13 protein-coding genes and 1 tRNA gene are annotated in these 13860 nt (G+C 64.5%); 11 read left to right on the plus strand and 3 right to left on the minus strand.

The genetic code is table 11. From position 1 onward, the window contains the following. Window positions 1–72: 72 nt before the first annotated feature. A complete protein-coding gene (locus tag AC5RWO_RS14605) occupies window positions 73–930 on the minus strand; it encodes a tryptophan 2,3-dioxygenase (protein WP_498732148.1) in 858 nt (285 codons plus the stop codon). 85 nt (window positions 931–1015) lie between these two features. Here AC5RWO_RS14605 and AC5RWO_RS14610 point away from each other — a divergent pair, with 85 nt between their 5' ends. Together AC5RWO_RS14610 and AC5RWO_RS14615 are read left to right on the plus strand one after the other, a co-directional pair. Beyond that, entirely contained in the window at window positions 1016–1498 is a 483-nt protein-coding gene (locus tag AC5RWO_RS14610) for a cation:proton antiporter regulatory subunit (protein WP_498732150.1), read from the plus strand. Between the two features lie 6 nt (window positions 1499–1504). Continuing rightward, window positions 1505–2686, plus strand: coding sequence for a cation:proton antiporter (locus AC5RWO_RS14615; RefSeq protein WP_498732152.1), 1182 nt, complete (start codon window positions 1505–1507; stop codon window positions 2684–2686). A gap of 1 nt (window position 2687) precedes the next feature. On the opposite strand, the gene AC5RWO_RS14620 is transcribed toward AC5RWO_RS14615, so the two are convergent. Beyond that, the gene (locus tag AC5RWO_RS14620) at window positions 2688–3320 is read right to left on the minus strand and encodes a DinB family protein (protein ID WP_498732153.1); all 633 of its coding nucleotides are present in this window, start codon (window positions 3318–3320) and stop codon (window positions 2688–2690) included. Between the two features lie 137 nt (window positions 3321–3457). Between AC5RWO_RS14620 and AC5RWO_RS14625 the strand changes: the two genes are divergently transcribed. The 5 genes from AC5RWO_RS14625 to AC5RWO_RS14645 all read left to right on the plus strand — a co-directional run bounded on the left by AC5RWO_RS14625 (window position 3458) and on the right by AC5RWO_RS14645 (window position 8057). After that, a complete protein-coding gene (locus AC5RWO_RS14625; protein ID WP_498732155.1) occupies window positions 3458–4777 on the plus strand; it encodes a sugar ABC transporter substrate-binding protein in 1320 nt (439 codons plus the stop codon). Further along, the gene (locus AC5RWO_RS14630; protein WP_498732156.1) at window positions 4774–5736 is read left to right on the plus strand and encodes a carbohydrate ABC transporter permease; all 963 of its coding nucleotides are present in this window, start codon (window positions 4774–4776) and stop codon (window positions 5734–5736) included. The genes AC5RWO_RS14625 and AC5RWO_RS14630 overlap by 4 nt, the downstream gene beginning before the upstream one ends. Further along, complete coding sequence (locus AC5RWO_RS14635; RefSeq protein ID WP_074701040.1) at window positions 5736–6578, plus strand: carbohydrate ABC transporter permease; 843 nt, start codon at window positions 5736–5738, stop codon at window positions 6576–6578. Before AC5RWO_RS14630 ends, AC5RWO_RS14635 begins: the two co-directional genes overlap by 1 nt. Window positions 6579–6605: 27 nt before the next feature. Further along, window positions 6606–7874 carry an ABC transporter ATP-binding protein gene (locus AC5RWO_RS14640; protein ID WP_169995670.1) on the plus strand — a complete coding sequence of 423 codons (1269 nt, stop codon included), beginning with the start codon at window positions 6606–6608 and terminating at the stop codon, window positions 7872–7874. 109 nt (window positions 7875–7983) lie between these two features. Continuing rightward, window positions 7984–8057: transfer RNA gene (locus AC5RWO_RS14645), tRNA-Gly, on the plus strand. Window positions 8058–8136: 79 nt separating this feature from the next. Here AC5RWO_RS14645 and AC5RWO_RS14650 read toward each other — a convergent pair. Further along, the gene (locus tag AC5RWO_RS14650; protein ID WP_498732159.1) at window positions 8137–9192 is read right to left on the minus strand and encodes a YrzE family protein; all 1056 of its coding nucleotides are present in this window, start codon (window positions 9190–9192) and stop codon (window positions 8137–8139) included. 176 nt (window positions 9193–9368) lie between these two features. On the opposite strand from AC5RWO_RS14650, the gene panD reads away from it, so the two are divergent. The 4 genes from panD to AC5RWO_RS14670 all read left to right on the plus strand — a co-directional run bounded on the left by panD (window position 9369) and on the right by AC5RWO_RS14670 (window position 13743). Continuing rightward, window positions 9369–9782, plus strand: a complete 414-nt coding sequence (panD, locus tag AC5RWO_RS14655; RefSeq protein WP_498732160.1) for an aspartate 1-decarboxylase — start codon at window positions 9369–9371, stop codon at window positions 9780–9782. Between the two features lie 18 nt (window positions 9783–9800). Next, window positions 9801–10727, plus strand: coding sequence for an AEC family transporter (locus AC5RWO_RS14660; protein WP_498732161.1), 927 nt, complete (start codon window positions 9801–9803; stop codon window positions 10725–10727). A 69-nt stretch (window positions 10728–10796) separates the two neighbouring features. Further along, a complete protein-coding gene (locus AC5RWO_RS14665) occupies window positions 10797–12680 on the plus strand; it encodes a helicase HerA-like domain-containing protein (RefSeq protein WP_498732335.1) in 1884 nt (627 codons plus the stop codon). 76 nt (window positions 12681–12756) lie between these two features. Beyond that, complete coding sequence (locus tag AC5RWO_RS14670) at window positions 12757–13743, plus strand: zinc ribbon domain-containing protein (RefSeq protein ID WP_498732162.1); 987 nt, start codon at window positions 12757–12759, stop codon at window positions 13741–13743. Window positions 13744–13860: the final 117 nt, after the last annotated feature.

Raw genomic sequence — 13860 nt, forward strand, 5'->3', positions numbered from 1 at the left:
CCCCAAACGCTGCCGGTGGTCGAGACGAACGGTGACCGCCGGCAGCCCTTCTCCGGCCGCGCGCGGGCTGGGCTACGGCTGGCCGATCTCGGTGCGGACGGCGTAGAGCTCCGGGAAGAACGTCAGTTCCAGGGCCTTTTGCAGGAAACCGACGCCGGATGAACCGCCGGTGCCGCGTTTCATGCCGATGGTGCGTTCCACCGTCTTCAGGTGGCGGAAACGCCAGAGCTGGAAATTGTCTTCAAGGTCCACAAGTTCTTCACATGCCTCGTAAACGTCCCAGTTCTCGTGGGCATTCTCGTACACGTATTTAAAGGTCTGCACCAGTTCAAGATTGAACACGTGGGCTTCGCTAACGTCCCGTTCCAGCAGTTCCCGCGGTACCGCGTAGCCCCGGCGGGACAGGAACCCCAGGAACTCGTCGTAGATACTGGTCTTCCCCAGCAGGTCCCCAAGCAGGGCCTGGGCGCTCGGATCAGACGAGAACACGTCGAGCATGCTGCGGTTCTTGTTGCCCAGCAGGAACTCAACCGCCCGGTACTGGTAGGACTGGAAGCCCGAGGACGAACCCAGCTGGCCACGGAATTCCGCGTACTCGGATGGCGTGAGGGTGGCTAGCACGGACCATTGTTCCGTCAGCGAGCGCTGGATGTGTTTGATCCGGGCAATGCCCTTCATCGCAAACCGCAGGTCATCGGCCTGCAGTTTTTCCCGCACGGCGCCTAGCTCGTGCAGGACGAGCTTGAGCCACAGCTCCGAGGTCTGGTGCTGGATGATAAAGAGAAGCTCGTCGTGGTGTTCCGGCCGGCTCACCGGCCGCTGGGCGGAGAGCAGATCGTCCAGCTGCAGGTAAGAGCCGTAACTCATCTTGTCGGAGAAATCGGTCTCGATTCCGGTTTCAAATTTCCGGGTGTTCTTGTCCACCGTCATGGCACTCCGTTGTATTGGTTTTGGTTACCTACCAGCCTACGGCCAGTGCACTCAGGGCAGGGGCTGGGAGGTCTACAGTTGTGCCATGGACGTGGAAGAAACGCCGTTGCCGGGAATCGGCCTCCGCCGGGAGATCGTGCTGGACAACGGCAGGCGTGTTGGCATAGTCATCCATCGCGACGGCGAGACCGAGTTGATCATCTCGCGCCTGGACGATCCCGACGCCTGCCTCGCCTCAGTTCCGATGAGTGTGGAGGAGGCCGCTACCTTGGGCGGGCTGCTCGGCGGCCCTACGCTGGTGGCCCAGCTATCCGAAGAACACAGCGAACTGCCCGGCGTGAGTACGCGGCAGTTCCCGGTGACCGAAGGGTCGCCTTTCTCCGGGCATGCCCTGGGCGAGGCCAGGATCCGGACCCGCAGTGGCGCGTCCGTGGTCGCCATTGTTCGCGAAGGCCAGGTGATGCCTTCCCCCGCACCGAACGACACCATGAAGCCCGGAGACCTGCTCATTGTGGTGGGCACTCCTGATGGACTCGATGCTGCCGCCAAGATCCTGCACGGGGGATAGCCGGGCGTGGGCGGCACGACTCTTGTCCTGATCGAGCTCGGCCTGGTGTTTCTTGGGCTGGGCATCCTCGGTCGTCTTGCCGCCCGGATCGGCATGTCGCCGGTTCCGTTGTATCTGCTGGGCGGACTGGCTTTCGGCAACGGCGGGTTGATCGAATTCGGCAGCATCAGCGAATTCAGCCACATCGCCAGCGAAATCGGAGTGGTCCTGCTCCTGCTTATGCTGGGGCTCGAATATACCGCCCGTGAACTCGCGACAGGCCTGCGGCAGTCCTGGCAGGCCGGAGTGGTGGACCTGCTGCTGAATTTCCTCCCCGGTGCTCTGCTGGCGCTCATCCTCGGCTGGGGCGGGATCGGAGCACTGGTACTCGGCGGCGTGACCTATATATCGTCGTCGGGCATCGCGGCCAAAGTCCTCACGGACCTGGGCCGTCTGGGAAACCGGGAAACACCGGTGGTGCTCTCCATCCTGGTCCTGGAAGATCTCGCCATGGCCGCCTATTTGCCGGTGCTCACGACGGTCCTTGCCGGGGCTTCGTTCCTGGGCGGACTGCAGGCCGTTGGCGCAGCGCTGCTGGCGGTGAGCGCAGTCCTGTTCCTGGCCATCCGGTACGGCCAGCGGATCACCGCCTGGATCCACAGTCCGGAACAAGAAACCTTCCTGCTCAAACTGATCGGCGTCGCGCTGCTGGTAGCCGGCCTGGCCTCGGCCATGCAGGTTTCGGCCGCCGTCGGAGCCTTCCTGCTGGGCATCGCGATATCGGGTGCAACGGCTGAAAGCGCCGTCCGGGTCCTGGCACCGCTGCGCGATATCTTTGCGGCCATGTTCTTCGTGGTGTTTGGACTCAACACCGATCCGGCCTCCATCCCGCCGGTGCTGGTCTGGACCATCGTATTGGGGGTGGTGACTGCGGGCACCAAAATGGCTACCGGCTGGTGGGCAGCGCGTCAGGCGGGAATCGGCCGCTGGGGACGGCTTCGGGCAGGCTCTGCACTGATTGCCCGGGGGGAATTTTCCATCGTCATCGCCGGCCTCGCGGTGGCCTCGGGCGCCATAGTCGCCGAACTGGCAGCGGTAGTGACGGCCTATGTGATGCTCATGGCGGTGACCGGGCCGATCGCCACCCGCTTTGCCGAGCCTGCCGTCCGCCGGATATCCCGACAACCCGAAGCAGAGCCGGCGAGCTGACTCAGCGTACGGAGGAATCCCAGCGCCATGCCCGGCCCCGGGTTTCCGCGGTCCGTCCGCTGGCCCGCAGCAGGTCCTGCCACGGCTCGCTGGTCCTGGCAGCGTCAGGAAACAGCCGGTCGAGCACCCTGGTGATGGTCCCGCCGTCGGCCTCATAACCAATGCCGTGGGCAGCCAGAATGTCGTAGGCGTGCAGGGCCGCTTCGGTGATCCCCATGGCGGCAAAGCCCGAAGCGTCCGAGATACCGGCCGGGTGATAGCCGCGTTTGTCCGGCGGCGCTACCGCAACCACGGCACACAACAATCCCGCGGTAGCGTCGAGGCAACTGATGATGCCGGCCGTCCCGGTGGCCGGATCCGGCCAGAACAGGATCTCCGGTGAGCCTTGCCGCCATGGAGGCGGGTCCTGCAGCACCACATAATCGTCCTGCGGCGGGCTTCGCCCCGCCAGCTGCATGGCATAGAACCCGAAATCGTCCATTAAGTGCGCCGCGGTGTCGCGGCAGTTCCACTCAAGTTCGTGCGCAGGCTGCTCCCAAGCAGGGTCCGGCAGCGCGGCCAGGTGGTCCAGAACGTCATCGGCGACGGCACGCAGATCATCCGCGGTAAGCATCATGTCTCGATCGTGCACCATTTCGCTCCAATTTGTCGCCCCTTTGTAGCGTAACCCCCACTTTGGGGCTTATGGTCAGATCGAAAGGTTGCTTAGGACCGTCTCTTCCACCGAGGATTCAGTCTGAGCGTCTACAAGGATGTGGAGGCGCAGTACCGATGCCACAGCACGAGAGGTTTGAGCCCCGGAACCGCAAGAAACCACGCGCCCTGGCCGGACTAACAATGGCTCTGGGCGCCATGCTTTTAAGCGGCTGCAGCGAAGCGGAAAGCGTGCCGACGCTGACCTGGTACATCAACCCCGACGACGGCGGCCAAGCCGCTATCGCCGAAAGATGTACCGCCGATTCCGGCGGCGCCTACCGGATAGAAACTTCACTGCTCCCCAACGACGCGGCCGCCCAGCGCGAGCAGCTGGCCCGCCGCCTCGCCGCCGGAGACTCTTCCCTTGACATCATGAGCCTGGATCCGCCGTTCATCCCCGAACTGGCCGAGCCGGGCTTCTTGGCACCGGTGCCAGATGATGTGGCCCAGCGGACCACGGAAAACGTGGTGGAGGGGGCCTTGGCCGGTGCGCAGTGGAAGGACGAACTGGTCACTGTCCCCTTCTGGGCCAACACCCAGCTGCTGTGGTACCGCAAGTCGGTGGCAGAAGCAGCCGGACTGGACATGAGCCAGCCCGTAACGTGGCAGCAGATCATGGATGCCGCGGCCAGCCAGGATAAGTTCCTGGGCGTCCAGGGCCAGCGCGGGGAGTCGATGACCGTCTGGGTCAACGCGCTGATCGAGTCCGGCGGCGGGCAAATCATCCAAAACCCGGAGGCACCCGCCGCGGAAATCGAACTCGGCCTGGTCTCCGAGGCCGGCACGGAAGCCGCGGAAATCGTTTCGACCATCGGCGACGAAGGGCTCGGCGGCCCCGGCCTGGCCACCCAGGACGAGAACTTCTCGATGATCCTGTTCCAAGGCGACAACGGCTCGTTCATGGTGAACTGGCCGTTCGTCTGGCCGGCCACCAACAGTGCTGTTGAGGCAGGTTCTCTGGATCCGGAACTGATCGAAGACATCGGCTGGACGCTGTATCCCAGGGTAAACGCAAACGAACCGGCCGCACCTCCGCTGGGCGGCATCAACCTCGGCGTCGGCGCGGCGAGCGACCACCCAGACCTGGCCTACCAAGCCATCGAGTGCATCGTCTCCCCCGAAAACCAGGCCGAGTATTTCATCACCAACGGGAACCCGCCGTCGAACACCGAAGCCTACGAAGATCCGAGGATCGAAGAGGCCTTCCCCATGGCTGACACCATCCGGGAATCCCTTGAACTCTCCGCCCCGCGGCCGCAGACCCCCTACTACAACGAGGTCTCCATCGGCCTGCAGCAGAACTGGGCACCGCCCAGATCCGTCGTTCCGGCAACCACTCCGGAGCAGACTACCGAATTCATCCTTGCAGTACTCCGAGGGGAGAGCCTGCTGTGAGTACCACGGTCAAATCAAGCAGCCCGGGTACCAAAGCTGCCAAGCGTGCAGCCCAGCCCTACAGCGAACGGGCCAAGGGCGAGCGGCGGCTGGGCTGGCTGCTGGCCGGTCCGGCGTTCGTCGTCATGCTGGCCGTGACGGCCTATCCCATCGTCCAGGCAGGCTATGACTCGCTCTTCAACTACCGCCTGACCGCGCCGTCGGAGCGGGAGTTCATCGGCCTGGGCAACTATGGCGTCATCCTGACCGATTTCGTCTGGTGGCGGGATCTGGGCGTGACGCTCCTGATTACGGTCATCACCGTCATCGTCGAGCTGATCCTGGGGTTCGCGCTGGCGCTGGTCATGCACAAAGCGCTCAAGTCCGTCCGCGGACTGCTGCGCACCGCAATCCTGGTGCCCTACGGCATCATCACGGTGGTCTCCGCCTTCGCCTGGTTCTACGCCTTCGACATCAACTCCGGCTACATCAACAACTGGTTCGACTGGGTGCCCGGCATCGATCCGGACCTGAACTGGTTCGCCGGCACCTGGACCTCGCTCTTCGTCATCATGGCCTCGGAGATCTGGAAGACCACGCCCTTCATTTCGCTGCTGCTGCTGGCCGGCCTGGCCCAGGTCCCGGATGAGCTGACGGAGGCAGCAGAGGTCGACGGCGCCACCTGGTGGGAACGGATGAGCCGGGTGATCCTGCCGAACATGAAGGCGGCCATCATGGTCGCGGTGCTCTTCCGGGCACTGGATGCCTTCCGCATTTTCGACAACGTGTTCATCATGACCAACGGCGCGTTCGGCACCGAAGTACTGTCCCTGCTCGCCTACCGCACGTCCATCAGCCGACTGGAGATCGGCATGGGTTCGGCCGTCTCCGTCCTGCTGTTTATCTGCGTTCTGCTGATCTGCTTCATAGCCATCAAGCTGTTCAAGGTCGACCTTGCCGGCGCACGAGGGAGTAAGTAATGAAGAATTCATCGACCAAGGAAAAGGTGACGTGGGCGGTCATTTCCGTGCTCGTGCTGCTGTACGCGCTGTTCCCGGTGGCTTCCATCCTCGCGACCTCCTTCAAGCAGCCCAGCGACCTGACCACGGGCAAGTTCCTGCCCACCGAATGGAGCACGGTCAACTACGAACAGATTCTGGTCGGCGAAGCCCAGGGCCTGTTCCTCAGTTCGCTGCGCAACTCGATCGGCATTGCCCTCATCGCCACCTTCATCGCCGTCGTCCTGGCCACCTTGTGTGCCTATGCGATTGCCCGCCTGGACTTCCCCGGCAAGAAGATGATCCTCACCACCGCGCTGGCAGTCTCCATCTTTCCGGTCATCTCGATCGTGACCCCGCTGTTCAACCTCTGGCGGACCATCGGCCTCTATGACACCTGGCCCGGACTGATCATCCCCTACCTGTCGCTGACGCTGCCGATCTCCATCTGGACACTGGCGGCATTCTTCCGGCAGATTCCGTGGGAGCTGGAGCAGGCTGCCCAAGTCGACGGCGCCACCACGTGGCAGGCGTTCCGCAAGGCGATCGTCCCGCTGGCCGCCCCGGGTGTATTTACGACGGCGATCATCGCCTTTTTCATCGCCTGGAACGATTTCGTTTACGGCATCTCCCTGACCTCGACGGAGGCCGCCCGGCCGGTACCGGCGGCGCTGGCCTTCTTCACCGGCGCCTCCCAGTTCGAGGAACCTACCGGAGCCATCTCGGCGGCGGCCATTATTGTGACCATTCCGATTGTCCTGCTGGTGCTGCTGTTCCAGCGCCAGATTGTCTCAGGCCTAACCCAGGGCGCCGTCAAAGGCTGACCCGCTGCGCATAGAAAAGGATTCGACATGGCCTCGATTACTTTGAACAACCTCGTCAAGCAGTACGGGGACGGCTTCCCTGCCGTAAACGACGTCAGCATCGATATAGCGGACGGGGAATTCATCATCCTCGTTGGCCCTTCCGGCTGCGGCAAGTCCACCCTGCTCAGGATGATTGTGGGTCTGGAGGACATTACCTCCGGGGACCTGCTGATCGATGGCAAGCGCGTGAACGAGAAGGCGCCGCGCGACCGCAATCTGGCCATGGTGTTCCAGAACTATGCCCTGTACCCGCACCTGACGGTGTTCGAAAACATCGCCTTTCCGCTCCGGCTCGCCAAGGGACGGCACAGCGAGGCCGAAGTCCAGCGGCTGGTGACCGAGGCCGCCAAGACACTGGAGCTGACGGACCATCTGCAGCGCAAGCCGGGAAACCTCTCCGGCGGGCAGCGGCAACGGGTGGCCATGGGCCGGGCCATCGTGCGGCAGGCCGATGCCTTCCTGTTCGATGAGCCGCTCTCCAACCTGGACGCGAAACTCCGCGGCCAGATGCGTTCCGAAATCTCCCAGATGCAGCGCCGGCTCGGGGTTACCTCCGTCTACGTCACCCACGACCAGACCGAAGCCATGACCTTGGGCGACCGGGTTGCCGTGCTGAAGAAGGGCGAACTGCAGCAGATCGCCTCGCCGCGCGAGCTGTACGAGCAGCCGGTCAACCTGTTTGTCGCCGGCTTCATCGGCTCGCCGTCGATGAATTTCCTGCCCGCGACGCTGGAAGGCAACAAGCTCAAGACTCCGGTTGGGGACATCGAGGTCTCGGAGGAGAAAGTCCGGGTAGCAGAGGGCAAGCGCGTGGTCCTGGTGGGCATCCGCCCGGAATACTTCGAAGATGCCAGCATGGTGGACGAAAGCAAGCGCCAGCAAGGCTCCACCTTCACCGCGGAGCTGACGCACACCGAGTGGCTGGGCAACGAACAGTACGGCTACATCAAGTTCGATCCTGATCCCGAGGTCCGGGACCTCCTGGACAACCTCGCCCGCGAGATGGACGCCGATGAGCTCAGGCCGCAGATCGTGGTCACCCTCGACGCTGCCAGCCGGATCCGCGGTGGCCGTCCGGCCGAGCTGTGGCTGGACACCCGCAAGATCCACCTGTTCGATCCGGGAACCGGCGAAAACCTGACCCGGGACGCTGCGGCAGGAGCCGCGCTGACCGATGAAGCAAACGCTGCGCGAGCCGAGGAAATCGCGGACGCCCGGGAGCGGGACGCGGCGACAAAGCAACAGGCGTCCTAAGCCGCTGCGCCGCCTGCATGTCGCAGTTCCGCAGTTGGCCAAGGCTGGGGTAAGCTGATCCTCGTTGTTTCAACCGGGATCATTGTCCAGTTTGTTGGACGGTCCCCGTGCGGGCGTAGCTCAATGGTAGAGCGCTAGCTTCCCAAGCTTGATACGCGGGTTCGATTCCCGTCGCCCGCTCCAATTTCCCCTGTCTGCCCCTTTGGGCATGGCCGGAATCGCGGCCGGGGCTCCGGTTATGGCCCCGGCGCGACCGGACTGCTCAGTACTCCTTGTCGGGACCGAAGCCGGCCCGGTCCACCCGGCGGTGGAAGCGCATTCCTGCCATCCCGCCCAGCAAAGCTCCACCCAGCGTCAGCACCAGCACGACGCCCAAGGCGATCAGCCCCGGAACCGTCAGATCCTGAAGCGCTGCCGACACGGCAGAATTTCCGGTAGCCGAATTGATCAGATCCATGCCGCCGGTTGCCAGGCCGACAACGCTGGCCACAACGGCCATCACGATTCCCCAGAGCCATACCGCCAGTCCCTGGCGGACCCCGTCAAAGCGTGCCATCCGTCCGGCGACGTAACCACCGGCGAAATAGGACAGCAGCAGAATGACGCCCAGGACGATGGCGGCGGGGATACCCGCGGCCCCACCACCGGAGGCAATCGCCTCCGGATTCTGGACATCGTTGAGGGCAGAGAAGCCAAAGGCTACGGCAACACCTGTGGCAATGGACAGCAGCAGGACGATCATGCCGCTGGCACTGAGCCACCCGAAGAACGCGGAGCCCAGCTTCACTCCGCCGAACGCGTCGCGCTGCCGCACGAACACGGCCTCGCGGTCCAGCGGCGTCACCGGCCGGTAGGCGTCGGTATCCCGCGCCGGGTATTCATCGCCGGCCTGTTCATCGACGCCGGCTTGGTCACCGGGATAAGCCCGTTCTGCGCTGATGCGCCGGCGAGTCGGAGCGGCTGCGGCCGCGCCGGAGGTATTCAGGACGGTCGTGTCGTTGCTGCCGGAGCTGCCTGAGCTGCCGGAGGCACCAAGGACGGTCGTGTCGTTGCTACCTGTTGTCCCGGAAGTGCCGGAGCCGGCCGCCGGTGCGGCTGACCGGTCAATCGGCCTGGTGTCCGTGCTTTCGGTTCCGGCGGCCCCGGCAGCGGTCCGGTCACTTTCACCGGTGGTATTCAACACGGTGGTGTGCTCGGCCGTGTCCGCCTCGTTCACGGGCGGCCGTCCGGATTCCGCTACTTGCTCCTGCCACAGGGGGTTTTCGCTCCCCCGGTGAGTGCCGTCGTCGTTCTTGTCCCGGGCCTTGTCTTCGCTCATCTTGCGGGCCTCCTGCTTCGATGGCCACCATCGCCGCTTGGCTACGGCAGGCTTGTGCTCCTGTTGCGTCTACCCTAGTCCGGGCCCCGGACGCAGGCCAGCAAGTGGGGCCGGTGTGCCGGACCGGCCGCAACGCAACGTAGGTTTTCGCCCCGCTACCGGTAAACTTAAAGGCGATGAACCGCAAAATGTTTAAGTCCAAGATCCACCGCGCCACGGTCACGCATGCCGATCTGCACTATGTCGGCTCCGTCACCGTTGACCTCGACCTGCTCGATGCCGCGGACATCCTCCCGGGCGAGCTGGTTTCCATTGTGGACGTCACCAACGGCGCCCGGCTGGAGACCTATACCATTGCTGGCGAACGCGGCTCCGGGGTCATGGGCATCAACGGCCCCGCCGCGCACCTGGTGCATGAGGGCGATACGGTCATCCTCATCACCTACGCGGACATGACCACCGAAGAAGCCGAGGCTTATGTGCCCACCGTGGTCCATGTCGATGCCTCCAACAAGATCCTCGAGCTGGGTACGGATCCGGCCGAGGCTCTTACCGAAGGCCTGATGCGCCCGCCGTTCGCCATTAAGTAAGGGCGCGGAACCGCCGCCGTGCTGGGGGTCATCGCCGGCTTTTCCGTTGTCTGGGTGGTGATCCTGACCGGCTTCGCGGTCGGGCGTGCCAACGTGCTCGGCCCCGAAGGCAGCCGCGCGCTGAGCCGGCTGGCCTTCTTTGTGGCCAGCCCCTGCCTGCTGCTGGAGACCCTGAGCCGCGCCGATCTGGCAGTCATTTTTTCCGACACGCTGATCGTCGCAGCGGTCAGCGCCGTCGTCACGGCCATCGTGTTCCTGCTGTTCGCCAGGCTATGGCTGAAACGGGACCTCTCCGATGCGCTGATCGGCTCCATGTCTTCCTCGCTGGTCAATTCGGCCAATCTTGGCCTGCCCGTTGCCGCCTACGTGCTCGGCGATGCCACCCTGGTGGCGCCGGTCCTGATCTTCCAGCTGGCGTTCTTCTCGCCGGTTTTCCTGATGCTGCTGGATTCGAATACCAGCCGGCACCGGACCACTGTCTTCAGCTTCCTGTTCCAGATTGTCCGCAACCCGATGATTATCGGCACCGGGATAGGCCTGCTGCTTGCGGTCACCGGTTGGCAGCCGCCCGAACTGGTCATGGAACCCATCCGGCTGATCGGCGGAGCGGCGGTGCCGGCGATGCTGATCGCCTTCGGCATTTCCCTCAACGGATCCAAACCCCTGCAGGCCGGCGGCGGGCGGAGGGTCGACGTGGTGCTCGGATCGGCTTTCAAGCTGGTGCTGCAACCGGCCATCGCGTATCTAGTCGCGCGTTTCGCGTTGGGAATGGAGGGGCACCTGCTGTTTTCCGCCGTCGTGCTTGCCGCTTTGCCCACCGCCCAGAACGTCTTTGTTACGGCACAGCGTTATGAGCGCGGCATCGTCATTGCCAAAGACACCGTCCTGCTGACCACGATCGTTGCAGTGCCGGCGATGATGGGACTGGCGGCGCTGCTGGCCTGACCGGCCGAGGGTGTCATGGGTCTGCAGCGGCATGCCGCCTACCGGCGCAGGCTGTGTAGGCTGGCGTTCATGGTGATGACTCCCGCTGACGGACATCTGGACAAGATCCGCAAGGGCTACTCCTCCGACGGCCCGGCCGTGCATTTGGGCGCCGCAATGCTCGACGGCGAAATCCATCCGGACGCGCCTGTGCGGCTGCCGATCGCGATGATGAACCGGCATGGGCTGGTCTCGGGCGCCACGGGAACCGGCAAGACCGTCACCCTGCAGGTCATGGCCGAGCAGCTGTCCGCCCACGGCGTTCCGGTCTTCCTCGCCGATATCAAAGGGGACCTGACCGGGCTCTCCACTCCGGCCGCCGGCAGCGACAGGCTGCGTCAGCGCACGCAAAGCGTCGGCCAGGACTGGAGCGCCAAGGCCTTTCCGGTGGAGTACTTCTCCCTGGGCGGCGATGGCAAGGGCGTGCCCGTGCGGGCCAGGATTTCCGATTTCGGGCCGCTGCTGCTGGCCCGGGTGATGGGCCTGAACGAAACGCAGGAGTCCAGCCTCCAGCTGGTCTTCTACTATGCGGACAAGAACGACCTGGAACTCTACAATCTGGCGGATCTGCGGGCCGTGATCTCGTTCCTCACCTCGGACAAGGGCAAGGACGCCCTGGAGTCTCTGGGCGGCCTGTCCAGGTCCACCGCCGGCGTCATCCTGCGCGAACTCGTCACGCTCGAAGCGCAGGGCATGGACAAGTTCTTCGGCGAAACCGAGTTCGACACCGCGGAGTTCCTCCGGCTCGCCGAGGACGGCCGCGGCGTCATCTCCTGCCTGGAACTGCCGACCCTGCTGGCGCGACCCGCGCTTTTCTCCACGTTCCTGATGTGGCTGATCGCGGACCTCTTCGCTGAGCTGCCCGAGGTCGGCGACGTCGAGAAGCCCAAGCTCGTGTTCTTCCTTGACGAGGCGCACCTGCTCTTCCGCAATGCCTCGGACGCGTTCCTCGAATCCATCATGACCACCGTCCGGCTGATCCGGTCCAAGGGGGTAGGCATCTTCTTCGTTACCCAGACGCCCAAGGATGTGCCGTCCGAGGTGCTCGGTCAGCTGGCAAACCGGATCCAACATGCCCTGCGCGCGTTTACGCCCGACGACGCTAAAGCCCTCAGGGCGACGGTGTCCACGTTCCCGACCAGCGCCTACGACCTGGAGGAAGTGCTGACCAATGCCGGCACCGGGGAGGCCGTGGTCACGGTGATGACCGAGCGAGGCGCTCCGTCGCCCGTCGCCTGGACCAGGATCTGTGCGCCCGAATCCACCATCGGCCCCTCCCCTGCCGCCATAGTGGAGCGGATCGTGCAGGAATCGCCGCTGCTGCCCGTCTACGCGCCGGCCGTGGACAGCCACTCCGCCTTCGAAAAGCTCAGCGGAATTCCTGCTCCTACCCACGACGGCGGACCCGACAGCTCCGGAATGGCCACCGGCACCAAAGCCGGGGGAATCGGCGACGATGGCTCTGGCACTAACGGCGGCACGCGCACCGATACTACCGGCGCCTCCGTCCCGCGGACGCAGGCCGATATCGATGCCGAGGCGCGGCGGATTGAGGAGGCCATCCTCGGCCGGCCGTCCAGCCGCACGGCAACCAGAACACAGGTCCCGCTGCCGGACCTGCGGCCCATGCCCGGAGCGGGACAGCAGCGGCAGCCTGCGCAGCGCGAATCCCGCCAGGCCGGACCGGAGCAGTCTGCCCCTGAGTGGCGCAGTGGGAAGCAGCATAGCCCGGAGCGGCAAACTCCTGAACGCAGCACCCCGGAACGGCAGAACCCGGGACAGTCCGGGAAGCCGGGCAAGAAGGACGATACCGCGGATCTGATCAAGGACGTGGCCGTCCAGGCGGCTACGGTTCTGGGACGCGAACTGGTCCGCGGGCTCTTCGGCACGCGGCGCCGCCGTCGTCGTTGGTAGTTGCCTCGCCTTGACGGGGCGTAACGTAGCTAACAGCGGTCAAGGTTCCTGCCCCGGCAACAGGTAACGTAAGAGCGTGGGAAATTCGACGGTGCTCAAGACGGTGGCTGCATGGCTGCTCTGTTTAATGCTTGCCATTGCCGCCGCCGTGCTGACCGTGGTGCTGGTTAACGCCAACGTCTACAGTCCTCAGCATCAGGTCCGCGCGTACATCGACGCCCTGCGGGACGGCGACGGGTCCAAGGCCTTGGGGCTGCTGAACGCCACCGTTCCGGATGCCAACGCGGCTTTGCTGGACGGCCCGGCCCTCAAGCAGTCCGTTGCCGAGCTGGAGAATCTCGAGATTGGCGATCCCGTGGAGATCGACAGCAACCGGGTGGAACTGCCCGTCCATTACACGATCGACGGAACCGAGCACAGCACGTCCTTCGAGCTGGAGAAGTCCGGAACCAGCTGGCTGTTCTTCAACCAGTGGGCCTTTGTGCCCACCACGCTGCCCACGCTCGACATCAGCGTGGTCAACGAGGACGAGGCCTCGCTCAACGGCACCCGCGTTGCCCTGCCGGAAGGCAAAGGCGAGTTCTCGGTCTTTGTACCCGGCACCTTCGAGGCGCACTACACCAGCCAGTTCTTTGCCGCTCCCGCCGTGGAATCCGTGGTGACCGAACCGGCAGAGGCAGCCGAGGCCCGGCTGTCCCTGTCCACGCAGGCGACCCCCAAACTGGTGGAAGAAGTCACGGCGCAGGTCCGCGGCTTCCTTGACGGCTGCGCCGAGCAGAAGGTGCTGCAGCCGGCCGGCTGCCCCTTCAGCCAGGCCATGAACCGTGTCCAGGACGACAGCATCAACTGGGACATCGTGGACTACCCCGAGGTGACGATCGAGCCGAGCAACGGCACCTGGATCATGAAGCCGTTGACCGGGACCGCGAAGCTCAATGTGGTGGAGATCGATCTCTTCACCGGCCAGGCCGTCCCCCGCGAGCTGGAGCAGGACTTCACCTTCACCGGCAGCCTCGCCGTCAATGACGGTAACGTCACGCTCACCCCCGTTGTGGAGTACTGAGCCGCTAACCGCAGCCGGCCCCGCCCCAATGCGCAGGCCAGCGTGGGACCATCTGACTGCTGCAACCTGCTAACGACGACGGCGCCCGGGTACCGCCGTAGGCAGTCCCCGCGCGCC

The sequence above is a fragment of the Arthrobacter sp. B055-34 genome (assembly GCF_059090425.1).

Bases quoted from the DNA above. Each gene is read 5' to 3' on its own strand.
- AC5RWO_RS14605 (WP_498732148.1), bottom strand. From the start codon at position 930: ATGACGGTGGACAAGAACACCCGGAAATTTGAAACCGGAATCGAGACC.
- AC5RWO_RS14610 (WP_498732150.1), top strand. From the start codon at position 1,016: ATGGACGTGGAAGAAACGCCGTTGCCGGGAATCGGCCTCCGCCGGGAG.
- AC5RWO_RS14620 (WP_498732153.1), bottom strand. From the start codon at position 3,320: ATGGTGCACGATCGAGACATGATGCTTACCGCGGATGATCTGCGTGCC.
- AC5RWO_RS14625 (WP_498732155.1), top strand. From the start codon at position 3,458: ATGCCACAGCACGAGAGGTTTGAGCCCCGGAACCGCAAGAAACCACGC.
- AC5RWO_RS14635 (WP_074701040.1), top strand. From the start codon at position 5,736: ATGAAGAATTCATCGACCAAGGAAAAGGTGACGTGGGCGGTCATTTCC.
- AC5RWO_RS14640 (WP_169995670.1), top strand. From the start codon at position 6,606: ATGGCCTCGATTACTTTGAACAACCTCGTCAAGCAGTACGGGGACGGC.
- AC5RWO_RS14650 (WP_498732159.1), bottom strand. From the start codon at position 9,192: ATGAGCGAAGACAAGGCCCGGGACAAGAACGACGACGGCACTCACCGG.
- panD (WP_498732160.1), top strand. From the start codon at position 9,369: ATGAACCGCAAAATGTTTAAGTCCAAGATCCACCGCGCCACGGTCACG.
- AC5RWO_RS14665 (WP_498732335.1), top strand. From the start codon at position 10,797: ATGGTGATGACTCCCGCTGACGGACATCTGGACAAGATCCGCAAGGGC.